The following is a 24,756-nucleotide window of genomic DNA, read 5'->3' as shown; positions in this document are numbered from 1 at the left end:
CACGCGGCGGATCCGCTGGCAGCAACGGCGCCAGAAGCGCCCACTCGTCATCGGTCAGCTCATGCCGTCGAGACACGCCAATCTATCTACCAAAACCCGCCCCGAAGATCCACGAGACACGCCCTAGTGCGGCGGGTTCGCTCCTGCCGATCATGGTGTCGGGGTGCCGGAAAACACGCTGTCCGCCCCACTTTGTCGAGCGCCACAAGTCCATGATCGATGCGCGACAAGCCGGCCGAACCAGCGCGGCGGCCTGGGGTGCCGGTGATGCGGTGGCATGAGCGATAGGCTGGCTACCCGGAAGGGAGGGCAGCTGATGAGCATCACGACCAGGCCGAACGGATACGGCAAGCCGTACGTGGTCGCTGAGCGCCTGGAGCTTCTGACCGGGTCGACCGGGGGCGTGGTAAAGCTGCCCCGCCATCTGGACTGGTCCGGAGCAGGTCGCTACGACCTCGACTCCCCCGGACGGGTCATCGACCTCTACCGCACCGTCTTGATAGAGGCCGCCAGTCCTGCTGACCTCCACACCTATCTACACGAAGCGACTCTCAAGCGACTCTGGTCGTACCTGTGGCTGCCGCCTGCCCTCCGTCATGCCTGGGAGCAGCGGTTTCCGGAACTGGCCGCACTCAGCCGCCTCGCCGACGCCGGATAAGGCCCCATCCGATGGAGCCACGGCATCGCGCCATCGCCGAGATCGCCCTTGCGGCGGCTGGTGCACACGGCTTGGCACTCGCCGGAGGGTACGCGGTACGCGAGCACGGCATCGGCCACCGACCCAGCGGGGACATCGATCTGTTCACCGACTGGCACCGCCGCGCGGACTTCCCGGCAGTGGTGGAAAAGGTCATGGCGGCCCTTGAGCAGCACGGCTACAGCCTCGCCGCCGTCGCCCGAGGTGAGACGTTCGCCCGGCTGCTGGTGACTCCGCCAGGTGACAGTCCGGAGACCGAGCCCGAGAAGCTCGAACTGTCGGCGGACTGGCGTTCTCATCCACCCGTGTTTCTCGACGTCGGTCCGGTCCTCCATCCAGACGACGCCGTGGCCAACAAGGTCTGCGCCCTGTACGGTCGAGCGCTGGCAAGAGACTTCCTCGACGTCGACGCCATCGTCGGCGTCCGGTCGCTACTCGCAAGAGCAGTTGTTGCGACTCGCCGAGGCCGCAGACCCAGGGTTCGACCGGGCCATGTTCGCCCAGGCGCTCGGGGCGCTGGCACAGATCACCGATACCGCGTTCGCGGACTACGGCACGCCCCCGGATGAGGTCGCCGCCCTGCGCCGGCGATTCGGCCAGTGGCGGGGTGAGCTGACCGGCGGCTAGGCCACGCCGGGTCGCTGGCCGGACGGACCGGACGTGACCGCAGCGCAACGCCTGCCTGCCCGCGGCCAGGCGGTTGCCTTAAAGGACATCGATCTCTTCCCTGGCGCGCGGCCGCGTGGACGTTTGATCGGCATAACCGGCGCGGGACGCTCGACTCGACCCTGACCGAGGGACGAGGAGGCGTGATGCCCAACTACCTGGCGCCGGGCGTGTACGTCGAGGAAGTGGAGTCCGGCTCCCGCCCCATCGAGGGCGTCGGCACCGCGGTCGCCGCGTTCGTCGGCTTCGCCGCGCAGGGGCCGTTCAACACCCCGACCCTGGTGACCAACTGGAGCCAGTACTCGCAGATCTTCGGCGAGTTCGCCCCCGACTGCTACCTGGGCCACGCCGTCTACGGGTACTTCATGCAGGGCGGCGGCGCCGCGTACATCGTGCGGGTCGGCGGTGACCGGGCCGAGGAGGCCCTGCCGGCCGCGCCCCCGCCGGCCGCGATCCTCGGCACGTACCGGGTGGTCGCCCGCGCCCTGCCCGAGGGCACTCCCGACGACATCTCGGTGGAGGTCGCCGACCCGCCGGAGGGCGCCGGCGAGGACCGGTTCAACCTGGTGGTCAAGCGCGGCGGCCAGGTGGTCGAGACGTTCGAGTCGGTGACCACGAAGCGCGGCAAGGACAACGTGGTGACCGTGGTCCGCGAACGGTCCAAGCTGATCACGATCGAGGAGGCTGCGCCGACCGGCCAACTGGCCCGGCCCAGTGGCGGCGAGGTGTCGCTGACCGGCGTCGGCCCCGGGCCGACCTCGGCGCCGGAGACCGTCTCGGCCGACGAGTACGTGGGCGACGCGGCGGAGCGTACCGGCTTCGGCGGCCTGGAGGCCGTCGACGAGGTGACCATGGTCGCGGTGCCCGACCTGATGGGGGCGTACCAGCGCGGCGCGATCGACCTGGAGTCGGTGCAGGCCGTGCAGTCGGCGATGATCGCCCACTGTGAGCTGATGGGCGACCGGATGGCCATCCTGGACCCGCCGCCCGGCCTGTCCCCGCAGCAGGTCAGGGAGTGGCGCACCGACCAGGCCGGCTACGACTCGAAGTACGCCACGCTCTACTACCCGTGGATCAAGGTGTTCGACCCGCTGACCGGCACCAACCGGTTCATGCCGCCGTCGGGCCACCTGGCCGGGGTGTGGGCCCGCAACGACGCCAACCGGGGCGTGCACAAGGCCCCCGCGAACGAGCCGATCCGCGGCGCCGTCGCCCTGGAGACCCAGCTGACCCGTACGGAGCAGGAGCTGCTCAACCCGCTGGGGATCAACTGCATCCGTGCCTTCCCCGGCCGGGGCATCCTCGTCTGGGGCGCCCGCACCCTGTCGTCCGACCCGGCGTGGCGGTACCTGAACGTCCGGCGGCTGTTCAACTACCTGGAGGAGTCGATCCTCAACGGCACCCAGTGGGTCGTCTTCGAGCCCAACGACGACATGCTCTGGGCCCGCGTCCGTCGCACCATCAGCGCGTTCCTGGTCAACGAGTGGCGGCGGGGCGCGCTGTTCGGGCTCACCCCCGACGAGGCGTTCTACGTCAAGTGCGACCGCGAGACCAACCCGGCCGAGAGCATCGACGCCGGCCAGGTCGTCTGCCAGATCGGCGTCGCGCCGGTGAAGCCCGCCGAGTTCGTGATCTTCCAGCTGGCGCAGCTGTCCGGCGGCACCAGCCTGGTCAACGAGTAGTCCCCGTAGCGTCAGGAGGCCGTCGTGCCGCTTCCCGATTTCGACTCCGCCGTCGGCCACTCGTTCGGGCTGGAGGTGGACAGCGTCGTCATCCGCCAGATCACCGAGGTCTCCGGCCTCAAGATGGAGCAGGACGTCATCGAGTACAAGTCGAACACCGCCGACGGCAAGTTCGTCGTACGCAAGGCGCCCGGCGCGCCGAAGGCCGGCGAGGTCACGCTGACCCGGGGCCTGACCGCCGACAACAGCTTCGAGCGGTGGATCAAGGACTGCCGCTTCGGGAAGATGGGCGAGGCGCGCAAGGGCGGCGCCATCATCGTCTTCGACTACGAGGGCTTTCCGATCAAGCGGTACAAGCTCACCAACGCGTGGCCGAAGAGCCTGGAGATCAGCTCGCTCAAGGCCGGCGACACCAGCGTGCTCACCGAGAAGCTCGTGGTGACGTACGAGTCGATGGAGGTCGAGTAGCCCCATGCGCCGTACGTCGTCGCTGGTCCCGCCGCCCGGCCCCGAGCCGGCCGAGCCGCCTGCCGTCGCCCCGCGGCGCGAGACGCTGCGCACGGAGTTCCCGTTCGAGCTGCCCCGCGGGTACGTCGACGGCTCCGGCACGGTGCACCGGGACGGGGTGATGCGGCTGGCGACCGCGCGGGACGAGCTGGTGCCGCTGCGCGACGACCGGGTACGGGAGAATCCCGCGTACCTCACGGTGGTGCTGCTCAGCCGGGTGATCACCCGGATCGGCACGGTGGTGGACGTGCACCCGGGCGTGGTGGAGGACCTGTTCGCCTCCGACCTGGCGTTCCTGCAGGACATGTACCGGCGGGTCAACAGCGAGGGGCACACCCGCGCGAGCGTGGTGTGCCCGGAGTGCCGGCACCGCTTCGCGGTCGACCTCGCCGGCGGGCGCCTGGGGGAATCGTGACGTACGCGGCCGACCGCATCTACTCCGAGGTCGCGTACGTCGCCTACCACTTCCACTGGTCGCTGGACGAGATCCTCGACCTCGAACACGGCGAGCGGCTGCGGTACGTGGCCGAGATCGCCAGCATCAACACCCGCATCAGTCAGGGACGGTGACCCGATGCTGTGGCCGTGGCGCCGGCGATCGCAGCGGACCGCGCAGCGGTCCACCGCCGACGCGCCCGCCCCGGCCGCCGCCGCGCCCACCGGCGCCGAACCGAAGGAAAGCCGCCGGGACGGGCCGAAGGAGAGCCGTCGGGACGAGGCCCCCGCCTGGCAACAGCTCCCGCCGATCCAGCGGGTCACCCCCGACGAGCCGCGGCTGAACCTGCCCGAGGCGTTCACCGGCTCGCTGGCCGCCTGGCGCGACCCGTCGTACCTGGCCCCGCTCGGGCACCTCGTCGGGGACGCCGAGCCGGCCGGCGTGCTGCACGGCGCGGCCGTACCGGTGGACGGGCCGGCGACCCCGGAGCCCGCCGGACCGTCAGCAGGCGAGGATCCCGCGCCGCTGCCCCTCGCCGTGCCGGAGTCGGGCGCCCGCCGCGCGGCACCAGGCGTGCAGCGGCAGGTCGCCCAGACGTACCAGCCGACGCCGGCCGTGCCGTCGGGTGGCGGACCGATGCCGGTCAGCCGACCGGTGGCGGCGGACGCGGCACAGGCCGACCGACCGGTGCCGCTGGAGCCGGTGTCGGTCAGCCGGCTGCTGGCCGCGCCCCCGCCGGCGGTGGAGCTGCACCTGCCGGCCGTCGACCCACCGCCCGGCGCGGGCGGGCGGGCCGGCGACGCCAGCCTGTCCGGGCCCACCCGCACCGTCCAGCGGGGCGGCGACGCCGGCCTTTCCGGGCCCACCGACCGGCCGACCGACACCCGGGCCGTCGACGCCGACCCTCCCGAGCCCGTCGACCCACCGGAGGCGCCGACCCTGGGGCGGGACGCCCCCGTCACTGTGGAGGCGGCCGGCGCGCTGCCCGAGCCGTCGCCGCCGTCGGAGGCCGCCGGGACGCCGGCGTCCGGCGCCGGACGGTCCGCACCCGACCTGCCCGTGCAGCGGGTGCCGGCCGACAGCCCGAGGCCGCCCCGCCGGCTCGGCCTGGGCGAGCCGATCGTCTCCCCGCTGCTCCCGCCGCGCGAGGCCTCGGCACCGCCCCCTCGCGACATCACCGGTCCGCCGGTCCAACGCGTTTCGCCCGGGGACGACGCGCCGGTCCAACGCGTGCCGACCGGGGACGCCGCCCCGGCGCTGGTCCACCGGCCGCCCGCCGAGGCGGACGAGGCCACCCCCGCCCCGGTGGGCGACACCGGCCAGTCGGACGACGGCGGCAACCCCGGCCGACAGGACGACCAGGGCGCCGGCCTGGCGGAGGACGCGATGCCCGCGACGCGCGACCAGGCCGGGCTGCTCGGCGAGGTCGCCGTCTCCCGCCTCGCCGCCGACGGCCCCATCACCTCCGTCGACCCCGCACGACACCACGGCGACGCCGAGGCCGCCGGTGGTCCTCCCCCGGCGGTCGGCGATCTGCCGCTCGCCGGCCCGACACCTCAGCGGGACACCGCGCTGTCGGGCACCGCCGCGACACCAGCCGTACCGGGCCCGGGCGGCACGCCTCCCGGGCAGCCGCCGCCCGTGCAGACGTTCGTGCCGCCGGGCGGCGGGGCGTCCACCGAGGCGCGCGTGGCGCCGCTGCTCGCCCCGCCACCCGGCCCCACACAGTCCGGGGCCGACGGGGAGCCGACCGCGCTGCCGGGCCGGGGCGGCCCGGCAGCGGGCCCGGGAACAGGAGACCTCGACCTGCCGGTGGTGTCCCGGGTGGAGGCGCCAACGGCCGCGCACCAGACGCCCGTGGGATCGGCGGCCGAGCCGGCCAGGGGCGGGCAGCCGGACGACGCACCCACTCCCCCGCCCCTGGTCGTCGCGCGGCTGGTCGGCGACCGCCCGGTGCGGCTGCTGAGCGGGGACGTGCCCGCCTCGTCCGCCCCAGCGGACACGAGCGTGCAGCGGGTGGCCTGGCAGCGCGACGCGGCACCCGTACCCGCAGCCGTGCCCGAACCGCAGCGGCCACAGCCGGGCCCGCTCGCGGTCGTACCCGATCTGCCCGGCGTCCCCGCGACCGTCCGGGCCGCACCGGCCGGGGACGCCGGGCCCGCACCAGTGCAGCGGTGGGTGGGCGCACTGCCCGGCTCGTCGCCCGACCGACCAGCCCCGGCAGGCGACGGCCTGCTGTGGGCGTACCCCGGTGGCGGGCCGGAACCGGCGGCGGCCGGGCCGGGCCGGGACCCGCCCGGCCCGGTCGTGCAGCGGGCCGAACCGGCCGACCCGCCGCCGCCCGTCGCCGTGCCCGACGCGGCCGGCCCACCCGCGAGCGCGGCCCCGCCGCCCGGCGCGGAGCCCGCGGCGGCCGGCCGCCCGGCGGCGCCTGGTGCCCCGCCGGGCGGCGGGACGGAGCCGGAGGAACTGTTGAAGAAGCTGTACGACCCGCTGCTGCGCCGGTTGAAGACCGAACTGCGCCTCGACCGGGAGCGGCACGGGGTGCTCGGCGGCCCAGGCTGACGAACAGCCACCAGCCGCGCCGACCAGGGAGGGATGGATGGCCAAGGACGACGTCGCCGTCGCGATCGCCTTCGTCGTGCGGATCGACGACCAGGATCTCGGCGCGTTCAACACCTGCGACGGGCTGGGCTGCGAGGTGGTCGTCGAGCAGCGGGAGGAGGGCGGCAACAACGGGCACGTGTGGCAGCTGCCCACCCGGATGAAGTTCTCCAACGTCAAGCTCTCCCGGCCGATCACGGCGGACAGCGCCAAGCTGATGCGCTGGTTCTCCGGCATGGCCAACGGGATCACCCGCAAGACCGCCACCATCGAGGCGCGCACCCTGGAGGGCACGGTGATCGCCCGCTGGGGCCTGCTCGACGTCATCCCGGTGCGGTGGACCGGGCCGCAGCTCAGCCCGGACAGCCCGAAGGTCGCGGTGGAGACGCTGGAGCTGGCCCACCACGGCTTCTTCGGCCCCGGGACCGGGGGGTGAGCCCGTGAGCACTTCGCCCGTCACGTTCACCGCCGCCGGGAGCCCCGGTGGGCGGGGCGGCGGCGCGCCGCCGCAGCTGACGCACGCGTACCTGCAACTGCACGAGCCGCCCCGCAACGGCGGCACCGCCTCCCCCGGGCCGCAGTTGGGCCGGATCCCGTTCCAGTTCAACCCGAAGGAGTTGGCGCTGACGAAGACCGCCAAGTGGAAGCGGGACGCGCAGCGCAACGCGAAGAAGAGCGGCGTGCCGGAGTTCACCGGCTCGGACCCGTGCAAGCTGACGCTGGAGATGTTCTTCGACGCCACCGACACGATGGACAGTTCGGTGGTGAAGCGGGTCGAGGAGCTGTTCGCCTGCTGCGTGCCGACCGACGCCAGCCGGCAGCAGAAGAAGGGCTCGCCGCCGTGGGTGGTGTTCCACTGGGGCGGCATGGTCGGCTTCCCGTCCTTCGTGGCCAGTGTCAGCGCCAAGTACACCCTGTTCACCCCGGGCGGCACGCCGGTGCGGGCGCTGTGCACGGTCACCCTGGAGGAGATCTCCGGCGAGCAGCCGGGGCAGAACCCGACCTCCGGGGCCCGGGAGGCCCGGGACATCCACGTCGTCGTCGCCGGGGACACCCTGCACTCGGTGGCCTACCAGGCGTACGGGCGGTCCGGGCTGTGGCGCCGCATCGCCGAGGCGAACGACATCGACGACCCGATGCGGCTGCGTCCCGGCACCGCGCTGCTGGTGCCCGCCCCGGAGGAACTGACCGCTTCGGACGGCGCCCGTGGCCAATGAGCAGTTCGCCAACGCCCTCCTCGTCGAGGTGGGCGGCAGCCCGCTGCCCGCGGAGGTCGCGGCGCTGCTGACGTACGCGGCGGTCGACGACAGCCGCAACCTGCCCGACCGGTTCGTGCTGCGCTACCGGGACCCGGACCGGACCGTGCTGGCCAAGGGCGGGTTCGCCATCGGCGCCCCCGTGCGGCTGAGCGTGCAGACGTCCGACCCGGGCGGGCCGGCGCCGCTGCTCACCGGCGAGGTCACCGCCCTGGAGTACGAGCTGGACGGCTCCGGCTCGTTCACCGAGGTACGCGGCCTCGACCTGGCGCACCGGCTGCTGCGCGGCCGGCGGGTGGCCGCGTACCCGGGGATGAGCGTGCCCGACGTCGTGCGGAAGGTGGCCCGGCGGGCCGGGCTGAAGGCGGGCCGGATCGACCCTGTGACCGGCGTCGGCGGCGAGCCGGAGGCGCAGCTCAGCCAGGACAACGTCAGCGACTGGACGTTCCTCAACCGGCTCGCCGGGCTGGTCGGCGCGCAGGTGCTGGTGCTGGACGGGGAGCTGCACCTGCGGATGCCCGAGCCGCCGGCCGGCGCCCCGGACCCGTCCGCGCGGGCCACCCAGGACCCGCTGGTGCTGGAGGTCAACCGGAACCTGATCGCGTTGCGCGCCGGGGTCACCGCCACCGCCCAGGTGCCCGAGGTGGCCGCGCGCGGCTGGGACCCGGCCACGAAGCGGGCGGTCAGCGCGACCGCCGTGCCGAAGGTGCCCGGCGCGGAGGGCATCGGCGTGGACCCGGCCGCGCTGGGCAAGCAGGTGGGCAGCCCGCCGTACCTGGTGGCGGACCCGACGCTGGGCTCGGACGCCGCGGTGCGGGCGGTGGCGGGCGCGCTGGCCGGCGACCTCGGCGGCGGCTGCGCCGAGATCGAGGGGGTGGCGAAGGGCAACGCCCGGCTGCGCGCGGGCGCGGCGGTGGCGCTGGCGAACGTCGGCGAGCCGTTCCAGGGCCGGTACGTGCTGACCAGCACCCGGCACGTGTTCAGCGAGCAGGCCGGTTACACCACGGCGTTCACCGTCTCCGGCCGCTCCGACCGCTCCCTGTACGGGCTGACGGCCGGGGCGGCGCGCGCGGACCGGACCGGCGACGGGCTGGTCCCGGCGGTGGTCAGCGACGTGAAGGACCCGAAGAGGCTCGGCCGGGTCCGGCTCACCCTGCCGTGGCTGGACGGGGCGTACACCACCGGTTGGGCGCGGGTGGTGCAGCCCGGGGCGGGCGCCGACCGGGGGGCGGTGCTGCTGCCGGAGGTGGGCGACGAGGTGCTGGTCGGGTTCACCGGCGGCAACCTGGACGCCGCGTACGTCCTCGGCGGGCTGCACAACGGCACCGACGCGCCCCCGCGGCTGGACACCGAGGCGGTGGACGGCAGCAGCGGCCGGATCGCCGCCCGGGCGCTGGTGTCCCGCACCGGCCACCGCCTCGAACTGCTGGAGGCCGGCAGCGGCCCGGACGGGGTGCTGCTCGCCACCGGGGACCGGAAGTTCACCCTGCGCCTGGACCGGACCGGCCGCCAGGTCGAGATCGTCAGCGACGGGAAGGTGAGCGTCCGGGCCCGCAACGGGATCAGCCTGGACGCCGGCTCCGGGCCGCTGGAGCTGGCCGGGCAGCAGGTCACCGTCACGGCGAAGGGCGACGTGGGGATCGAGGGCCAGGGCCGGGTGAGCGTACGCGGCTCCGCCGGCGCGTCGGTGGAGGGCGCGACGGTCAAGGTCGCCGGGCAGGGCAACGCGGAGCTGACGGCCGGCGGGCCGGTCACGGTTCGCGGCGCCGTGGTCCGGATCAACTGAGGGAGGAGGTTGCCGTGCCACCAGCCGCTCGCGTCGGCGACCCGACGGCGCACCCGGGCACGGTCGGCGGGCCGGGCGTGCCCACCGTCCTCATCGGCGGGCAGCCCGCCGCCACCGTGGGCACCATGCACGCCTGCGCGTTCCCGGGCACGCCGCCGCATCCGCCGTCGCCGCTGCTGCCGCCCGGGTGCCCCACGGTGCTCATCGGCGGCCGGCCCGCCGCCCGGCTCGGCGACCTCGCCGCCTGCGGGGCGCCGATCGTCGCCGGCTGCCCGACCGTGCTGATCGGCGGGTGAGGCGGATGGCTGCGGACTTCGTCGGCGCCGGCTGGGCGTTCCCGCTGCGTACCGACCCGACCGGCGGGATCGCCCTGGTCCGCGGGGACCGCGAGGTGGTGGAGAGCATCCGCCTGATCCTCGGTACGGCCCCCGGCGAGCGGCCGGGCCGGCCCGAGTTCGGGTGCGCCATCCACGAGCTGGTGTTCGCCCCGGCGGACCCGTCCACCGCCGGTCAGATCGCCTACCAGGTGCGCCTGGCGCTGGAGCGGTGGGAGCCGCGCATCGAGCTGGACGACGTGCTGGTCGACTTCGTCGACCCCGCCAACGGGGAGCTGCACATCGACATCCGCTACCGGCTGCGCCAGGACAACGACCCGCGCAACCTGGTCTTCCCGTTCTACGTCATCCCCGCGCACGACCCGGGAGCCCCGTGATGGCCCTGCCCGCGCCCCACCTCGACGACCGCCGCTTCCAGGACCTGGTGGACGACGCGAAGCGCCTGGTGCAGCGGCGCTGCCCGGAGTGGACGGACCACAACGTCTCCGACCCGGGGGTGACCCTGATCGAGACGTTCGCGTACATGGTCGACCAGCTGCTCTACCGGCTCAACCGGGTGCCGGACCGGCACTACGTGAAGTTCCTCGACCTGCTCGGCGTCACCCCGTTCCCGCCGGCGGTGGCCTCGACGGACGTGACGTTCTGGCTGTCCGCGCCGCGCGACACGCCGGTCGTCGTGCCCGCCGGCACGCATGTGGCGACCGTCCGCGGCGAGAACGTCGAGCCGGTGACCTTCGAGACGCTGCGCGAGCTGACCGTGCCGCCGTGCCGACTGGTCCGGGTGCTGACCGTGCCGGCCGGGGGCCCGCCGGCGGACCGGACGGGCGACCTGGGCGGCGCCGACCGGGTGCCCGCGTTCGCCGACCCGCCGGCGCCCGGCGACGCCGTGCTGTTCGGCCTCGACGGGGCGGTGCCGGGCTGCGCGGTGCTGCTCACCATGGACTGGGCGGTGGCCGGGCGCGGGGTGGACCCGACGAACGCGCCGCTGGTGTGGGAGGCGTGGACGGACGGCGGCTGGGCGGAGTGCCCGGTGGAGCGGGACACCACCGGCGCGCTCAACCGGGCCGGCGAGGTGGTGCTGCACGTGCCGGCCGGGCACGTCGCGTCGGTGGTGGCGCGGCACCGGGCGGGCTGGCTGCGGTGCCGGCTGCGGGAGCCCGCCCCCGGGCAGCCGTTCTTCCACGCCCCGCCGCGGCTGGGGCGGGCCGCCGCGGACACCGTCGGCGGCACCGTGGCGGCGTGCCACGCGGAGCTGATCGCCGGGGAGACCCTCGGCGCGGCCGAGGGCGTGCCGGGCCAGCGGTTCACGGTGCAGCGGGCGCCGATCGTGGCCGCCGACCGCGCGGTCGAGATCGAGGTGGGCACCGCCGACGGGTGGCAGCCCTGGCGGGAGGTGACGAGCTTCGCCGACTCCGGGCCGCAGGACCGGCACGTCCGCGTGGACCGGGCCAGCGGGGAGGTCAGCTTCGGCCCGGCCGTGCGGCAGCCCGACGGCACGGTACGCCGGTACGGGGCGGTGCCGCCGAAGGGAGCGGTGATCAGGATTCCGGCGTACCGGACGGGCGGTGGGCGGCAGGGCAACGTGGCCGCCCGCACGCTGACCGTGCTGCGCGACCCGGTGCCGTTCGTGTCGACGGTGACCAACCGGGCGGCGGCGACCGGCGGGGTCGACGGCGAGTCGCTGGACGAGACGTCGGTGCGGGGGCCGCTGACGCTGCGGACCCGGGAGCGGGCGGTCACCGCCGCGGACTACGAGCAGCTGGCCCGGCAGGCCGCGCCGGAGGTGCTGCGGGTGCGGTGCGTGCCGGCGGGCGACGGCTCGACGGCGGTGCGGGTGCTGGTCGTGCCGGCGCTGGGCGAGCACGGGGACGCCGACGACGACGCGGCCCGGTTCGCCGCGCTGCTGCCCCGGGAGGAGACGCTGGAGCGGATCAGGGCGTTCCTCGACGAGCGCCGCTGCGTGGGCGCCCGGGTGCTGGTGGAGCCGCCCTTCTACCAGGGGGTGACGGTGGTCGCCCAGGTCCGGGCCCGGCCCCGGGGCGGCGGGTCGAACGCCGACCTGCGCCGACGGGCGGTGCGCGCGCTCTACGACTACCTGGATCCGGTCCACGGCGGGCCCGACGGCGCGGGGTGGCCGTTCGGCCGGCCGGTCCAGTCGGGCGAGGTGCACGCCGTGCTCCAGCGTGTCGACGGGGTGGACCTGGTGGAGGACGTCCGGCTGTTCGGGGCCGACCCGAGGACCGGGGAGCGCGGCGAGGCCGTGCAGCGCGTCGAGCTCGGCGTCAACGCGCTCGCCTTCTCGTACGGGCACCAGGTGCGGGTCGCCGGGTGAGCGGCCGGGTCGCCGAGGTCAGGAGGGGATCATGCGGGGTTCCGTACCGGGGCTGGCCAGCCCGCACCCGATCGGGCGGCAGCTGCCCGCGGTGTACCAGGAGGACGACTTCGCGCAGCGGTTCACCGCCGGGCTGGACGACGTGCTGGCCCCGATCCTGCTGACGCTCGACTGCCTGGACGCGTACTTCGACCTGGAGCTGGCGCCGCCGGACTTCCTCGACTGGCTGGCCGGCTGGGTGGCCGCGCCGGCGGACGCCGACCGGCCCCCGCAGTCGCGGCGGGACCTCGTCCGGCACGCCGTCGAGGTGCACCGCTGGCGCGGGACGGCCCGGGGCGTGGCGCTGGCGCTGGAGGTCGCCACGGGGGCGCGGGTGGAGGTGACCGACAACGGCGGGGTGACCTGCTCGGCGACGCCGACCGGCGCGCCGCCGCCCGAGGAGGCGCCGGAGGTCCGGGTCCGGGTCGAGGGGGACGTCGACGAGGCGCTGGTGCGGCAGGTCCTGGCGTCCGCCGTGCCGGCCCACGTCCGCTGGACGCTGGAGACGGGATCATGATCACCTGTACGGAGTGCGGCGCGACCAACGGCCACGACGACCAGTTCTGCGGCACCTGCGGCGAGTTCCTGCACTGGGACGACGGCAGCCGGCCCGATCCCCCGCGGCCGAAGCCGGTGCAGCCCGTGCAGCCGGTACGGCCCGTTCAGCCGGGGCCGCCGAACCTCCACGGGCAGCGGGCCGACCCGGTCCCTTCGCCGGTGGAGGACCCGGTCGACCCGCCGCCCCGCCCGCCGGACCCGAAGCTGGCCTGCCCGGCCTGCGGCGTCGACAACGCTCCGAGCCGGCGGTTCTGCCGCTCGTGCGGCGGCGAACTGGTCGCGCCGGCGGGGCCGGCGCCGCGGCGCACCTGGTGGCGGCGGTGGTGGGACCGGCTGCGCCGGCGGGCGCCCCGCCGCCGCTCGCTGCGGGACGACCGCCGGGCCGCCCGGGCGACCCGCCGGACGCTGCTGATCGTGCTCGCCCTCTGCCTCGTCGGGGTGCTGGCCGTCGTCGGGCCGCCCCTGGCCCGGCAGGCCGTGGACGAGGTACGGGACCGCACCGAGGACCCGGCGTCGCTCGTCCCGGCCTCGGTGACGGCGTCGTCGGAGGCGTCCGGTGCCGGCGCGCCCCGGCTGACCGACGGGGCGAACAACCGGTACTGGGCGCCGAGCGGGAAGGCCGTCGACGCGTGGGTGGAGGGCCGGTTCGCCGAGCCGGTGCGCCTGCTCGTCGTGGTGATCACCCCGGGGGCAGGCCCGCGGCGGCAGGAGTTCCTCGCCGCCGGCCGGCCGCGCGGGCTGACCGTGGTCGCCGTCGACGCCGGCGGCAGGCAGCACCGGACGGACGTCGAGCTGCGCGACGAACCCGGACCGCAGCAGTTCGCTGTCGAGGCGTCGGACGTGGTGCGGATCAGGCTGGTGGTCCGTTCGACGTACGGGCCCGGGCTGACGCCGTCCGTGGCGATCGGGGAAGCGGAATTCTTCGGTCGGCGCTGACCGTGGCGGCCGGCGGGGTGCCGGCGATCGGGGACGGGTCCAGCCCGAGGGAGACGAGCACGTCGGCGTACCGGCGGCGGGCGTGCTCGGCCGCGGCGGCGTTGCCGGCCCGGTCGTGGGCGGCGATCAGCAGCCGCCAGCCGGCGTCGTGGCAGGGGTCGATCTCGACGCAGCGGGCGGCCATCGCCGCCGCCGGCTCGCCGCCGCCGGCGCCGTCCACCCCGCGCAGCGCGGCCTCGGCGAGCCGGGCGGCGGCGTCCGCCGCCTGCCGGCGCAGGGTCTCCCGCTCGGCCACCACCCACTCCGCCGGGCCGTCCTCCGGCAGGAGCTCACCGCCGTACGCGGCCACCGCCGTACGCAGGTCGTCCAGCGCCCGCGGGTCGCGGCTGGGCCCGCGCCGGGATGCCCGCTCCAGCGCCCGCCGGAACTCGGTGACGTCGCACCACGCGTCCGACGGCAGGGCCAGCAGGTACGCGTCCCCGTCGCGGTGCAGCAGCGTCTCCCGCTCGCCGGCCGGCAACCGGGTGTCCAGGAAGCGGCGCAGGCTGGACAGGGCGACGTGCAGGGTGCGGGTGGCCGCCGCCGGGTCGGTGTCCGGCCAGAGCGCGCCGAGCAGCCGGTCCCGGTGCACGGGCCGCCCGGCGTACATGGCGAGGATGCGGGCCACCGCCCGGGCCCGGGGACGCAGCGGCGACCAGTTCAGCGGCTCCCCGTGCAGGCAGACCCGGAAGCCGCCCAGGCAGCGTACGGTCAGCGGGGCGCTGTCGGGCGCGGACCGGGCCGGGCGGGGCTCCGGGGTGAGCCAGGCGGCCACCGCCGCCCGGGGCAGTCCGGCCTGCTCGGCGACGGCGCGCACGGCCGACAGCGCCGATCTCCTGTCGGGCGCGGCGGGCACGCCCGCGGCGAGGGCGAGCACCCGCGCCCCCGGCACCCCGGCGGCGCGCGCGGTGCCCTCCGCACGGCGGACCTCGACCTCGGCGTCGGGCAGCCGGGCGCGCACGGCGGCCAGGGCGAGCAGGGCCTGCGCCCAGACGACGAGCGCGCCGCTGTCCACCGCACGGGCCCGGTCGAGCAGCCGGCCCGCCTCGTCGACCTCGGGCCCGCCGCGCAGCGAGTGGGCCAGCGCGGCACACCCGGCCGCGAGCAGCGCCCCCCACCGGTCGCCCAGCCGGTCGCACTCCTCCACGACGGCGGCCGCCTCCTTGAGGTCGGCTTCCGCCCCGCCGAGCGCGGGCACCGCCCGGGCGAGCCTGGCCAGCCACGGCAGGCCCGCCTGGTCGGCGTCCAGGCCGACGGCGGCGGCCGCGGCGGACGCGTGTGGGTCGCCGCCGGTGAGCGCGGCGGCGGCGCGCAGCAACCGGCACGCGAGGCCGACCGGGCCGGCGTCGGCGGGGACCGGGCGGTCCAGCACGCGAAGCGCCTCGGTGACGTGCCCGGCCAGCAGCAACGCCGCCGCGCGGACCAGGGTGTCCTCGGCGCCGGTCAGCCGTTCCGCCTCGCCGACCACGACGACCGGGTGCCGGCGGGTGGCGGTACGCAGCCAGCCGGACCAGTGGCCGCGCCAGTTCGGCCCGTCCGGCAGCCACGCCGTCACGGCGGCGCGTAGCTGACGGCAGCGGTCGGCGCCCGGCCCGGCGGCGCCGAACATCTCCTCGGCCCGGCGCAGCAGCGGCACCGCCGCCGCCAGCTGACCCTCGTTGATCCGGTGCTGCGCGTCGGCCAGCACCAGCCACGGGTCCTCGGCGATGAACCAGGCGGGCAGCAGGTCGGACCAGGGGTCGAGGCCCCGCGCGGCGACAGCGGTGCCGGCGGCGTCGAGCAGCCGGTGCACGTCCGGCCACCGCTGTGCGCGGGCGAAGCAGCGGGCCGCCTCCAGCGCCGCGCCCTCCTCGGCGAGCACCCGCCCGGCGCGGGCGTGCCAGGCCCGGGCCCCGGCCTCCCCCAGGTCCTCCGTCAGCGCCGCGACCAGGTGGGCGCGCAGCACCTCGTGGTACGTGAAGGAGCGGCCGCCGTCGTGGGAAACGGTGAACGCCTGACGGCGTTCCAGCTCCTCGAGTGCGGCCTGCCCGTCGCCGCCGCCCAGCAGCCGTTCGCACCGCTCGGCCGTCAGGGTCTCGAACACGCAGGTCCGCACGAGGAACCGGCGCAGGGACGGGACCAGCTCCGCCAGCACGGTGCGGGTGAGGTAGTCCCGCGACAGCGCCGAGCGCGCGCCCAGCGCGGCGACGGCCCGGCGACGGTCGGGCAGCGGCTGGCCCCGGGTGGACAGGTGGTACAGCTTGAGGCCGGCCGCCCAGCCGCCGAGCCGGCGGGCCAGGGCCGCGACGTCGTCGGCCGGCAGCGGCTCCCGGTAGACGTCGCGCAGCAGCCGCTCGACCTCCCAGGTGCGGAACCGCAACTGCTCCGCGTCGACGACGATGCTGTCCGAGAACTCGTGCCGGGCCAGGATGACCGACGGGGTGCGCCGGGTGCCGACGAGCACCCGCAGTCCGTCCCGGGTCAGGGCGAGGGCCCGATCCAGCAGGACGGACTCCCCCGTCGAGCCCTCGACGAGGTGCAGGTCGTCGAGGATCAGCAGGCCGCGCTCGCCGTCGGGCAGCGCCGCGTCAAGCCGGGCCAGCGCCTGCGCCGGGCCGGCGTCCGACGGCACGGTGCGCAGCCAGCCCACCGGGCCGGGCACGGTCGCCGCGTACTGGGCGAGGAGGGTGGTCTTGCCGGATCCGGCGGGGGCGACGACCAGGCCGAGCGACCGCGGTCGCGCGTTCAACGAGGTGATGAGCCTCGACCGGACGAGGCCCGGCGCCGGGTGGCCAGCCCACTCCGTCGGCATCGTCCACCACCTCCCGAGGTCGACGGCCGTCGCATCGGCCCCGTGACCAGCGACACACCGATAGTAGTCATCGAGGCAGCCGTGTAGCTGCCCGTGACCGGACACACACCGTCGATCCACCCCCTGTGTCGCCGACATGGGGGCATCCGGAGCCCTCGGACACCCCTATGCCCCCGACATTGAGTCGATCAAGACGCGGCGGACGTCGAGCCGTCGCAAGCCACCCGTCCGGCCACCACCACGCCGCCGAACGGGTTGACAAACATCGACCGAAATTGCAGATGAATTGTTTCGGTACGGCCGGATCAGACCCCCGCAAAACACCCCCAGCGGGGCCATTACCAGCTATTGACGCAGGAGCCCGCGCCAACCTCACATAGGGCCATCTGTCGCGTGTGGACGACCCGTCCGGAAGCGCTGCTTTCCAGCCAACACCTGCGGCCCGAACCCGTTGGGCGGCTATTTTCCGCCACCGTCCGCAGCGCCAGGTTATGCGCATTCCGAGTCATTGATTCGACGCTTCCAATCATTGTCATCGGTATTACCGGGTGCTCTAATGGTGGCGACGCGATCGCGTCGATCCCTCTCAATTCGTTGGAGGTTGCCATGGACAAGAAGATCGAGACGAAGCGCAAGCCGGCCAAGGTCGTGGTGCGCAAGCTCGAGAAACTGGAGACCACCGTCGCCATCCTCGACCCGGGCTGCCGCAACGACCTCTGCAGCTGATCGGAGATCCGGCCGGGGCGCGGAGCACCGCGTCCCGGCCGCCATTCGTCAAGGAGTTGCGCATGCTGCGACCACGGATCAAGGGCATCCACAAGCCCGTACGGCTGAACCCCACGCTGATCAACATCGGCGGCCGGCAGATGGGCATCGGCGCGGAGATCGACGACGAGGACGGATCCCTGTGGTCGCTGCTGCGCCTGATGGACGGCACCCGCACCCGCGCGGAGATCGTCTCGGCGCTGCTGACCGAACGGCCCGACATGACCGCGGACGAGGCGACCGACGCGATGCAGGCGATCGTCGACGCCGGCTACGTCGAGGACGCCGCCGCGCCGCCCCCGCCCACCCTGAGCCCGGCCGAGATCGAGCGGTACGAGCGGGCGCTGACCTACCACGCCTGGGTCGACCTGACTCCCCGCACGTCCCGCTTCGAGGTCCAGGCCCGGCTCAAGGGCAGCAGCGTGGTCGTGGTGGGGCTCGGCGGCACCGGCTCCGCCATCGCCTCCTCGCTCGTCGCCGCCGGGGTCGGCGCCGTGCACTGCGTCGACTTCGACGTGGTCGAGCCCGGCAACCTGACCCGGCAACTGCTCTACACCGAGGACGACATCGGCGCGCCGAAGCTGGCCGTCGCCGTCGACCGCCTGCGCCGGATGAACTCGTACGTGACGGTGACCGGCGAGGAGACCCGGGTCGACTCGGCCGAGTGCCTCGCCGAACTGATGCGCGACCGCGACCTGCTCGTGCTCTGCGCCGACCAGCCGCTGCACGCCATCCGCGACTGGGCCAACCGGGCCGCCCTGAAGACCGGTACGCCGTGGATGATCGCCCAGTACGCGGGCCCGATGGCCGTGGTCGGCCTGTTCGTGCCCGGCCGTACGTGCTGCCAGGCGTGCCTGCCCAGCGTCAACGACCGGCTCCGCGACCGGTACGGCACGGCCCCCGAGGAGCTGTTCCCGTTCAGCGGCCACGCCGTCATCGCGCCCACCGCCAACCTCACCGGGCACCTGGCCGCGCTCGACGCGGTGTACCACCTCGCCGGTATCCCCCCGACCACGCTCGGCCGGATGTACCACCTCAGCCTCACCGACCTGACCTACCACTACGTGGTGAACCCGCGCCCCGGTCAGCGGTGCGAGACCTGCGGCTGGGTCGAGGAGGAGAGGTGAGCCTCCTCGACGCGGACAGCCGCCCTCGCGTCGCCCACCTCGTCGTCCGGCGCGAGGACGAGGACGAGTACGTCGTCGGCGACCCCGCCACCGGGACCTTCGTCGTCGTCCCCGAGGTCGGCGCCCGGCTGGTCCGGCTCCTCGCCGACGGCCGCACGGTCGCCGAGGCCGCCGACGAGGTGGAACGCGAGACCGGAGAGCCCGTGGACGCCCTCGACTTCGTCGAGGTGCTCGTCGAGGCGGGCGTCATCGACGGGCGTACCGCCGGCGAGCCCGCGCCGACGGCGGCCCGACACTGGTCGGTCTCGCGGATCCCGGCCCGGTTCGTACGGCCGTTGTTCGGCCCGGTCGCCTGGACCGTCTACACCGGCTGTCTCGTCGCGACGCTGGCCATGTTCGCGGCCGAGCCGTCGCTACTGCCCACGTACGAGGACACGTTCATCTTCCCCGACATCGTGCTCAGCCTCCTGCTCACCAACGTCGTGGTCGTCGTCCTGACGGTCGTGCACGAGATCTGGCACGCGCTCGCCGGCGCCGCCGTCGGGATCCCGTCCCGGCTGCGTATCGAGCGCCGCGGCATCTTCCCGGTGCTGGAGACCGACCTGTCCGGGCTGTGGGCGCTGCCGCCCGAGCGCCGCTACGGCCCCTTCCTCGCCGGCATGGCCGTCGACTGCGTGCTGCTGTTCGCCGCCGTCGCGCCCCGCTTCGCCTGGTCCCGCGGGTGGATCGACCTGCCGCCGGGCCTCGTCCGGCTCCTCGCCATGGTGGTGTTCAGCCAGGCGGTCAAGCTGGCCTTCCAGACCCTGGCGTACCTGCGGACCGACATGTACCTGGTGATGGCGACCGCAACCGGCTGCCGGAACCTCCACCAGATCACCCGGCTGTCCCTCAAGCGCCTCGTCCGCCGGCTCACCCCGCAGGAGGCGACGATCCTGCGCGACGCGCACGCCCGGGACCTGCGGGTGTCCCGCTGGTACCGGCTGCTGTACCTGGCCGGCCTGGTCTGGATGGCGTGGTTCGTCCTGCACTTCCTGTGGCCGAGCGCCAAGGTGACCATCGGCTGGTCGCTGGGAGTCATGGTGGGCTCGCCGATCACCAGTTCCTACTGGTGGGAGGGGATCGCCCTGCTGCTGTTCGCCTCGCTGAACGTGCTGCTGCCGCTCGGCGTGATCGTCCGCAACCGGATCCAGGGCAGGAGGGCCACAACATGAGCGAGCGCAGCGAGCGAATCAAGCGGCTCAGGGCCATAGCTCATGACGGCGCCGAGCGCAGCGAGGTGACGTCATGAGCCGGCGGTGGTTGGGAACGCTCGTCAGCGTCGTCGTCACCACGCTCAGCGTGCTCACCATGTCCAGCCTCGGTTTCGGCGTCGTCCTCGGCCTGGCCGACAGGGAGACCGCGCTGCCCTGCGGCCAGGTCCCGGGCACGCCCGTACCGTCCGAGGGCGACCGGCACATCGCGTACGAGGGCGCGCCGCACGAGCCGTACCGGACGATGCCGCCCACCTCCGGCCCGCACTCCCCCCGCGTCATCACCCCCGGCATCTACCGGGAGCCGGTGCTGGAGGAGTTGCAGGTGCACGCGCTGGAGCACGGCCACATCATGCTGCAGTACGCCCCGGACGTCTCCGCTGCCGACGTCAGCGCCCTGGAACGCATCGGCCGCCGCTATCCGCGGGACGTGGTGGTGGCCCCGTACCCGGCGCTGGGGCACGGCATCGGGCTCAGCGGCTGGCAGCGCCTCCAGCGGCTGGACACCCTCGACGAGCGGGCGATAACCGCGTTCGTCACGAAGGTGGCCGGCCGCTACGACCACTCGTGGCGGCACGGCGCGACGGACTGCGTCGGCCCGTGAACTAAGGAAGGGCGTCCGCGAGGATGCGCTCCATCAGGTCGACGGGCAGGTTCGGGTTGCTGGCCGCCGCCTCGGTCGTCTCCGGGTCGTCGAACAGCGCGAGCAGCCTGTCGAGCGGCAGCCGCTCGTCGGCGGCCATCCGGCACCGTACCCGGGGGTCGGGGTCGTGGCTCAGGCGTTCGATGAGCGCCGCGGGCGCCTGCGGGTCCAGGACGACGAGGGCGCGCGCGTTCGGGTCCGGTGAGTCGGCCAGGCTGGCCAGCCCCTGCCGCGGGAAGCACGGGTGGTCCAACAGGTCGCCCCGGCCGGCGACCTCCGCCTCCAGGTACGTCTGGAGAACCACCTCACCCGGCACGTCGGGATGGTTCTCGCAGAGCAGCAGCCGTACGGCGTGGTCCTCGTCGGCGGCCAGCACCGCCACCAGCTCGGGGGTCAGGTGCGGGTTGTACGCGCTGCTGCGGCGCAGGGCCACGTGTGCCGAGTGGACGCAGCGGCGCAGCTCGTCCGGGTCGGTGGTCTCCGTGACCCAGTCCAGGGGCGTCAGCCGGTCCGCGGGCGCGACGTGGTAGTCGACGGCGGCCCGCTGTTCCTCGCTGAGTTCGGGGCGCATGGACACCGCCAGGCGCACGTCGGGCGACGGGTCGGCGGCCAACACGGCGACGAGGTCGGCGGGCAGGGCGGGGTCGGCCGCCGCCTGCGTACGCGCCCATTCGCTCTCGTCCCGGACGAGTTCCTCGGCCCGTTCCCGGGTCAGCGGCGCGTCGCCGTCGGCGTTCCGCGCCTCCCCGGAGGGGTCCGCGGCGGCCCCGGTCCGCAACGCCGCGCGGATGTCCGCCGGCGTCCACCGGCACCAGTTCGCCAGCAGGTCGCGCATCAGGTCGTCGCCCTCGGCGGCGAGCCGCTCGTACGCCCACCGCGGCAACGGCGCCGCCGCGGCCCAGCGGGACCGGTCCGGCCCCTCGGCGAGCCGCCAGCGCACCCTGCGGTCCGGGTCGTCGACGAGCCGGGCGCGCTGCTCCGGAGACGCCCCGACCGCCTCGGCGAGCACCGCCCGGACCGCGGGACGCGGGTGCGTCGCGACGGCGTCGACCGCCTCGTCCGACCAGGCGGGGCGGCGCATGACGTCCGCCCGGACGTCCTCCGGATGGTCCAGCAGCCGCAGCAGGACGTCGACCGGCGTGGCGGCGTTGCGGGCGAGCCCGCGCAGCCTGACCCGCTCCGGCTTGTCGTAGTACGCGAGAAACGCCGCGTCGACGTACAAAAGAGCCCTCCTCGACCGATTGTCGGGCGGACTCTACACCCGGGCCGGCGGCGAAGGTCCATTGTGGATGGCGTGTCGCCCGGCCACGGATGCCGCGCGTATCAGCGGGTCGGGGCGGTCCGGCAGTTGTTGCTCGTCCGCCTGACCGTGTACTCGGCGTCGTCGTGGGTGATCCCGGACGGCGAGCCGTCGAACCAGGTCTCCACCTTCTCCCAGCCCCGGCGCTGCTCGTAGTGCAGGTGCGGGGCGCCGGAGTTGCCGGTGCTGCCGAGCCGCCCGATCTGCTCACCCTGGGCGACCCACTGGCCGACCCGGACCACCGGCGGTTCGAGCAGGTGAAGGTACTGCGTCTCCCACCTGCCACCGTGGTCGATCTTCACCCAGTAGCCGCCGCCGCGGCCACGCGGGCCGTCCGGGTTCTCCGGCGTGCGCCCGCCCAGGGACCCGTTGATCCCCGCCTCGGTGACCGTGCCGCCGTAGGACGCGAGCACCGGCCTCCCCCACGACTCGCCCTCGGTGGGGAACAGGTCGACGTCGTAGTCGTCGTGGCCGGGATAGGTGCCCAGCTGCCAGGTCTCGCCGCAGGCGACGGGCAGTTGGAACAGCGGGCGCGGGCCCGGCGGCAGCAGCAGCGGCACGACGACCACGGCGAGGGCGAGGACGGCCGCGACCGCGCCGACCGCGAGCACGATCCGGGTGGCGCGGCTCCGGGCCCGGCGGCGGCCGCGGTGCCTGGTCGGTCGGCCGGTCGTCACTGCCCGAGCATGGCAGACGCCGGCAAGGTCACCCGCCGCCGGCCGGCCGCCGGGCCCGGCGGTCACCCGTCCGGCCGGCCGCCGGGCTGCGCCGCACCGGTCTCGTACGCCAGGACCACCGCCTGCACCCGGTCCCGAACGCCCAGCTTGGCGAAGATCCGGTTGACGTGCGTCTTGACGGTCGCCTCGCCGAGGAACAGCTGCGCCGCGATCTCCCGGTTGGACAGGCCGCGCGCCATCAGGCGCAGCACCTCGGTCTCCCGGGCGGTCAGGCCCGCCAGGCCGGGGGCGCGGACCGCCCGCGCCGTCGCGGTGTAGTGGTCGATGAGGCGGCGGGTGATCGCCGGGGAGAGCAGCGCGTCGCCCCGGGCGGCGCTGTGCAACGCCTCCCCGAGGGCCTTCGGCGGGGTGGTCTTGAGCAGGAACCCGCAGGCCCCCGCGCGCAGCGCCCGGTAGACGTACTCGTCGAGGTCGAACGTGGTCAGCATGACGACCCGCCGGCGGGGGCGGTCGGCCAGGATCCGCTCGGTGGCGGCGACCCCGTCGAGCACCGGCATGTGGATGTCCATGAGTACGACGTCCGGCTCCAGCCGGGCGCTGAGCCGGACGGCCTCGGCGCCGTCGGCGGCCTCCCCGACCACCTCGATGTCCGGCTGCCCGCCGAGGATCATCCGCAGGCCGCCCCGTACCAGCGCCTCGTCGTCGACGATCAGCACCCGGGTCACCTGGCGGCCTCCCCGACCGGCGCCGCCGTGTGCTCCGGGCCGAACGGCAGCTCCACCCGCAGCCCGAAGCCGCCACCCGCACCGGGCCCCATGGTGGCCGCACCGTCGAAGAGCGCCGCCCGCTCCCTGATCCCGACCAGGCCGTGGCCGCCGCCGCTGACGCACCGCGCCGGCCCCGGCCCGTCGTCGACGACGTGCAGCACCAGAGCGGTACGCCCGACCTCGACCCGGACCGTGACGGTGGCGCCCGGGGCGTGCCGGGCGGCGTTCGTCAGCGCCTCCTGCAGGACCCGGTACCCGCTGACGTCGGCCGCCACCGGAACGGCGCCCAGGTCGCCGTCGACCGTGACCTCCACCCGCCCGCCGGCCATCCGGACGGGGGCGAGCAGCGGCTCCAGCTGGCGCAGCGAGGGCAGCCGGTCCGGGGCGCCCTCGGGCCCCCGCAGGACGACGAGCAGCCGCCGCAGCTCGGTGACCACGTCCCGCCCCACGTCCTGCACGGCGTCGAGCGCCGCGTGGGCCTGCCGCGCGTCCGACTCCAGCACCGCCTGCGCCGCCCCCGCCTGCAACACCATCACCGAAACGCCGTGCGACACGATGTCGTGCAGCTCGCGCGCCACCCGCAGCCGCTCGTCGACCCGGGCCGCGGCCTCCCGTTCGGCGGCCAGCGCGACCAGGCGCGCCGCCTGCGCCCGGCGCATCCGCACCGCGTAGCCCGGCCCGAGCACGGCCAGCCCGACGAAGACGATGAACACCCAGTCGGAGTCACCGGCGGCCGTGTTCTCGACGGCGAGCGCGGCGAGGTAGGCCAGCACGCCGACCGCCACCGCGCCGCGGCCGCCGAGCGCCACGCAGGCGAAGCACGCCACCACCAGCGCGACGAGGGGCACCACCGGCCACTCCGGGAGCACCGGCGTGAAGCTCTGCGCGGTGAAGCAGGCGCCGGCCAGGACGGCGGCCGCCCGGGGGTACGCGGCGCAGCCGGCCACCGCCAGGCAGTAGCCCGCCAGCAGCACGGTGAGCAGGGCCAGCCAGCCGCTGGGCAGCGCGGTGAGGTCGGGCCCCTCGCCCTCGACGTACCCGGCCAGCGGCACGTAGAACTCGGCCAGGCCGAAGGCGAACAGCACGACACCGGCCACCGCGGCGGCGACGAGGCCCCGCCTGCGGTGCCGGGTTTCCGGGACCCCTGCCACGGCGGGAAGGGTATCCGCCCCGGCTCCGGCCCGGCGTCCACCCACGGGTGGAGCCGGGTCGGCAGCCCGTTGGCCCGGGCCGCGTCGACCTGCCCGTACACCGCACCGGACACGGCCAGGCCGTAAATCAGGGCGCTGTAGACGGCGGCGGCGTTGTTGCGGACGTACTCCACACGCCGCTGCGTCCAGCCGGCCAGCTCGGCCCGGCGGGCCTGCTTCCGCTTCCGCCTGGCCTCCCGGGCGGCCTCCCGCTCCTGACGGCGCCGCTCGGCCCGGTTGGCCTTAAGAGCCCGCGCAAATAGGTCAGACGCGCTGCCCCGGATACGAGGCGGGCACGGACATCCATGATCATGAAGGTGCTTACGCCTCGTGATCGTCAGGAGTGTCCGTGCCCGTTGTTCCATCATGGCTG

24 protein-coding genes and 1 pseudogene are annotated in these 24,756 nt (G+C 74.9%); 20 read left to right on the top strand and 5 right to left on the bottom strand.

Translation table 11 applies throughout. The annotated features are described in order from the left end of the window. Positions 1 to 316: 316 nt before the first annotated feature. The 16 genes and pseudogenes from ABGB16_RS28755 (at position 317) to ABGB16_RS28680 (ending at position 13,834) form a co-directional block, all read left to right on the top strand. Positions 317 to 658: a hypothetical protein gene (locus ABGB16_RS28755; protein ID WP_347671225.1), complete on the top strand. Its 342-nt coding sequence runs from the start codon at positions 317 to 319 to the stop codon at positions 656 to 658. An 11-nt stretch (positions 659 to 669) separates the two neighbouring features. After that, positions 670 to 1,098, top strand: a pseudogene (locus tag ABGB16_RS28750) (nucleotidyl transferase AbiEii/AbiGii toxin family protein); the annotation flags it as partial. A gap of 49 nt (positions 1,099 to 1,147) precedes the next feature. Further along, the gene (locus tag ABGB16_RS28745) at positions 1,148 to 1,324 is read left to right on the top strand and encodes a hypothetical protein (protein ID WP_347671226.1); all 177 of its coding nucleotides are present in this window, start codon (positions 1,148 to 1,150) and stop codon (positions 1,322 to 1,324) included. Between the two features lie 185 nt (positions 1,325 to 1,509). Then, a complete protein-coding gene (locus tag ABGB16_RS28740) occupies positions 1,510 to 3,045 on the top strand; it encodes a phage tail sheath subtilisin-like domain-containing protein (RefSeq protein ID WP_347671224.1) in 1,536 nt (511 codons plus the stop codon). Positions 3,046 to 3,069: 24 nt separating this feature from the next. Then, positions 3,070 to 3,513: a phage tail protein gene (locus ABGB16_RS28735; protein WP_347671223.1), complete on the top strand. Its 444-nt coding sequence runs from the start codon at positions 3,070 to 3,072 to the stop codon at positions 3,511 to 3,513. Positions 3,514 to 3,517: 4 nt separating this feature from the next. Continuing rightward, entirely contained in the window at positions 3,518 to 3,967 is a 450-nt protein-coding gene (locus tag ABGB16_RS28730; protein WP_347671222.1) for a hypothetical protein, read from the top strand. Beyond that, on the top strand, positions 3,964 to 4,122 hold the full coding sequence (locus tag ABGB16_RS28725; RefSeq protein WP_089006791.1) for a DUF6760 family protein: 159 nt from the start codon (positions 3,964 to 3,966) through the stop codon (positions 4,120 to 4,122). The genes ABGB16_RS28730 and ABGB16_RS28725 overlap by 4 nt, the downstream gene beginning before the upstream one ends. 4 nt (positions 4,123 to 4,126) lie before the next feature. Beyond that, positions 4,127 to 6,553 (top strand): hypothetical protein, encoded by a 2,427-nt coding sequence (locus tag ABGB16_RS28720; RefSeq protein WP_347671221.1) that lies wholly within the window; start codon positions 4,127 to 4,129, stop codon positions 6,551 to 6,553. A 37-nt stretch (positions 6,554 to 6,590) separates the two neighbouring features. Further along, positions 6,591 to 7,028: a phage tail protein gene (locus ABGB16_RS28715; RefSeq protein ID WP_347671220.1), complete on the top strand. Its 438-nt coding sequence runs from the start codon at positions 6,591 to 6,593 to the stop codon at positions 7,026 to 7,028. 4 nt (positions 7,029 to 7,032) lie between these two features. Further along, positions 7,033 to 7,809 (top strand): LysM peptidoglycan-binding domain-containing protein, encoded by a 777-nt coding sequence (locus ABGB16_RS28710; RefSeq protein ID WP_347671219.1) that lies wholly within the window; start codon positions 7,033 to 7,035, stop codon positions 7,807 to 7,809. Next, positions 7,799 to 9,634: a VgrG-related protein gene (locus ABGB16_RS28705; protein WP_347671218.1), complete on the top strand. Its 1,836-nt coding sequence runs from the start codon at positions 7,799 to 7,801 to the stop codon at positions 9,632 to 9,634. Before ABGB16_RS28710 ends, ABGB16_RS28705 begins: the two co-directional genes overlap by 11 nt. 14 nt (positions 9,635 to 9,648) lie before the next feature. Beyond that, on the top strand, positions 9,649 to 9,930 hold the full coding sequence (locus ABGB16_RS28700; protein ID WP_347671217.1) for a PAAR domain-containing protein: 282 nt from the start codon (positions 9,649 to 9,651) through the stop codon (positions 9,928 to 9,930). A gap of 5 nt (positions 9,931 to 9,935) precedes the next feature. Next, positions 9,936 to 10,346, top strand: coding sequence for a GPW/gp25 family protein (locus ABGB16_RS28695; protein ID WP_347671216.1), 411 nt, complete (start codon positions 9,936 to 9,938; stop codon positions 10,344 to 10,346). Then, a complete protein-coding gene (locus ABGB16_RS28690) occupies positions 10,346 to 12,301 on the top strand; it encodes a putative baseplate assembly protein (RefSeq protein WP_347671215.1) in 1,956 nt (651 codons plus the stop codon). Before ABGB16_RS28695 ends, ABGB16_RS28690 begins: the two co-directional genes overlap by 1 nt. 31 nt (positions 12,302 to 12,332) lie before the next feature. Continuing rightward, on the top strand, positions 12,333 to 12,857 hold the full coding sequence (locus tag ABGB16_RS28685) for a phage tail protein (RefSeq protein ID WP_347671214.1): 525 nt from the start codon (positions 12,333 to 12,335) through the stop codon (positions 12,855 to 12,857). Then, complete coding sequence (locus ABGB16_RS28680) at positions 12,854 to 13,834, top strand: discoidin domain-containing protein (protein ID WP_347671213.1); 981 nt, start codon at positions 12,854 to 12,856, stop codon at positions 13,832 to 13,834. Before ABGB16_RS28685 ends, ABGB16_RS28680 begins: the two co-directional genes overlap by 4 nt. Here the strand turns inward: ABGB16_RS28680 and ABGB16_RS28675 are convergent. Then, the gene (locus ABGB16_RS28675) at positions 13,749 to 16,664 is read right to left on the bottom strand and encodes a BTAD domain-containing putative transcriptional regulator (RefSeq protein WP_347671212.1); all 2,916 of its coding nucleotides are present in this window, start codon (positions 16,662 to 16,664) and stop codon (positions 13,749 to 13,751) included. The genes ABGB16_RS28680 and ABGB16_RS28675 overlap by 86 nt on opposite strands. Positions 16,665 to 17,057: 393 nt before the next feature. Here ABGB16_RS28675 and ABGB16_RS28670 point away from each other — a divergent pair, with 393 nt between their 5' ends. The 4 genes from ABGB16_RS28670 (at position 17,058) to ABGB16_RS28655 (ending at position 20,410) form a co-directional block, all read left to right on the top strand. Continuing rightward, positions 17,058 to 17,390 carry a hypothetical protein gene (locus tag ABGB16_RS28670; RefSeq protein WP_347671211.1) on the top strand — a complete coding sequence of 111 codons (333 nt, stop codon included), beginning with the start codon at positions 17,058 to 17,060 and terminating at the stop codon, positions 17,388 to 17,390. 62 nt (positions 17,391 to 17,452) lie between these two features. Next, the gene (locus ABGB16_RS28665) at positions 17,453 to 18,556 is read left to right on the top strand and encodes a ThiF family adenylyltransferase (protein WP_347671210.1); all 1,104 of its coding nucleotides are present in this window, start codon (positions 17,453 to 17,455) and stop codon (positions 18,554 to 18,556) included. Further along, positions 18,553 to 19,767, top strand: a complete 1,215-nt coding sequence (locus ABGB16_RS28660; RefSeq protein WP_347671209.1) for a PqqD family protein — start codon at positions 18,553 to 18,555, stop codon at positions 19,765 to 19,767. The genes ABGB16_RS28665 and ABGB16_RS28660 overlap by 4 nt, the downstream gene beginning before the upstream one ends. 73 nt (positions 19,768 to 19,840) lie before the next feature. Next, a complete protein-coding gene (locus ABGB16_RS28655; RefSeq protein WP_347671208.1) occupies positions 19,841 to 20,410 on the top strand; it encodes a DUF3105 domain-containing protein in 570 nt (189 codons plus the stop codon). Between the two features lies 1 nt (position 20,411). Here ABGB16_RS28655 and ABGB16_RS28650 read toward each other — a convergent pair whose 3' ends face one another. The 4 genes from ABGB16_RS28650 to ABGB16_RS28635 form a co-directional block, all read right to left on the bottom strand. Further along, positions 20,412 to 21,671, bottom strand: a complete 1,260-nt coding sequence (locus ABGB16_RS28650) for a hypothetical protein (RefSeq protein WP_347671207.1) — start codon at positions 21,669 to 21,671, stop codon at positions 20,412 to 20,414. 101 nt (positions 21,672 to 21,772) lie between these two features. Then, entirely contained in the window at positions 21,773 to 22,426 is a 654-nt protein-coding gene (locus tag ABGB16_RS28645; protein ID WP_347671206.1) for a M23 family metallopeptidase, read from the bottom strand. 62 nt (positions 22,427 to 22,488) lie between these two features. Next, on the bottom strand, positions 22,489 to 23,151 hold the full coding sequence (locus tag ABGB16_RS28640; protein ID WP_347671205.1) for a response regulator transcription factor: 663 nt from the start codon (positions 23,149 to 23,151) through the stop codon (positions 22,489 to 22,491). Continuing rightward, complete coding sequence (locus ABGB16_RS28635; RefSeq protein WP_347671204.1) at positions 23,148 to 24,344, bottom strand: histidine kinase; 1,197 nt, start codon at positions 24,342 to 24,344, stop codon at positions 23,148 to 23,150. Before ABGB16_RS28635 ends, ABGB16_RS28640 begins: the two co-directional genes overlap by 4 nt. Positions 24,345 to 24,756: the final 412 nt, after the last annotated feature.

Source organism: Micromonospora sp. B11E3 (genome assembly GCF_039871625.1).
In the GTDB taxonomy this organism is placed as follows: Bacteria; Actinomycetota; Actinomycetes; order Mycobacteriales; family Micromonosporaceae; genus Micromonospora.
The sequence above is the reverse complement of the archived record's forward strand: the minus strand, read 5'-3'. Positions and strand labels throughout refer to the sequence as shown.

Coding starts and splice junctions, on each gene's coding strand:
- ABGB16_RS28715 (WP_347671220.1), top strand. CDS start 6,591: ATGGCCAAGGACGACGTCGCCGTCGCGATCGCCTTCGTCGTGCGGATC.
- ABGB16_RS28730 (WP_347671222.1), top strand. CDS start 3,518: ATGCGCCGTACGTCGTCGCTGGTCCCGCCGCCCGGCCCCGAGCCGGCC.
- ABGB16_RS28665 (WP_347671210.1), top strand. CDS start 17,453: ATGCTGCGACCACGGATCAAGGGCATCCACAAGCCCGTACGGCTGAAC.
- ABGB16_RS28685 (WP_347671214.1), top strand. CDS start 12,333: ATGCGGGGTTCCGTACCGGGGCTGGCCAGCCCGCACCCGATCGGGCGG.
- ABGB16_RS28675 (WP_347671212.1), bottom strand. CDS start 16,664: ATGCCGACGGAGTGGGCTGGCCACCCGGCGCCGGGCCTCGTCCGGTCG.
- ABGB16_RS28755 (WP_347671225.1), top strand. CDS start 317: ATGAGCATCACGACCAGGCCGAACGGATACGGCAAGCCGTACGTGGTC.
- ABGB16_RS28680 (WP_347671213.1), top strand. CDS start 12,854: ATGATCACCTGTACGGAGTGCGGCGCGACCAACGGCCACGACGACCAG.
- ABGB16_RS28720 (WP_347671221.1), top strand. CDS start 4,127: ATGCTGTGGCCGTGGCGCCGGCGATCGCAGCGGACCGCGCAGCGGTCC.
- ABGB16_RS28655 (WP_347671208.1), top strand. CDS start 19,841: ATGAGCCGGCGGTGGTTGGGAACGCTCGTCAGCGTCGTCGTCACCACG.
- ABGB16_RS28690 (WP_347671215.1), top strand. CDS start 10,346: ATGGCCCTGCCCGCGCCCCACCTCGACGACCGCCGCTTCCAGGACCTG.
- ABGB16_RS28740 (WP_347671224.1), top strand. CDS start 1,510: ATGCCCAACTACCTGGCGCCGGGCGTGTACGTCGAGGAAGTGGAGTCC.
- ABGB16_RS28695 (WP_347671216.1), top strand. CDS start 9,936: ATGGCTGCGGACTTCGTCGGCGCCGGCTGGGCGTTCCCGCTGCGTACC.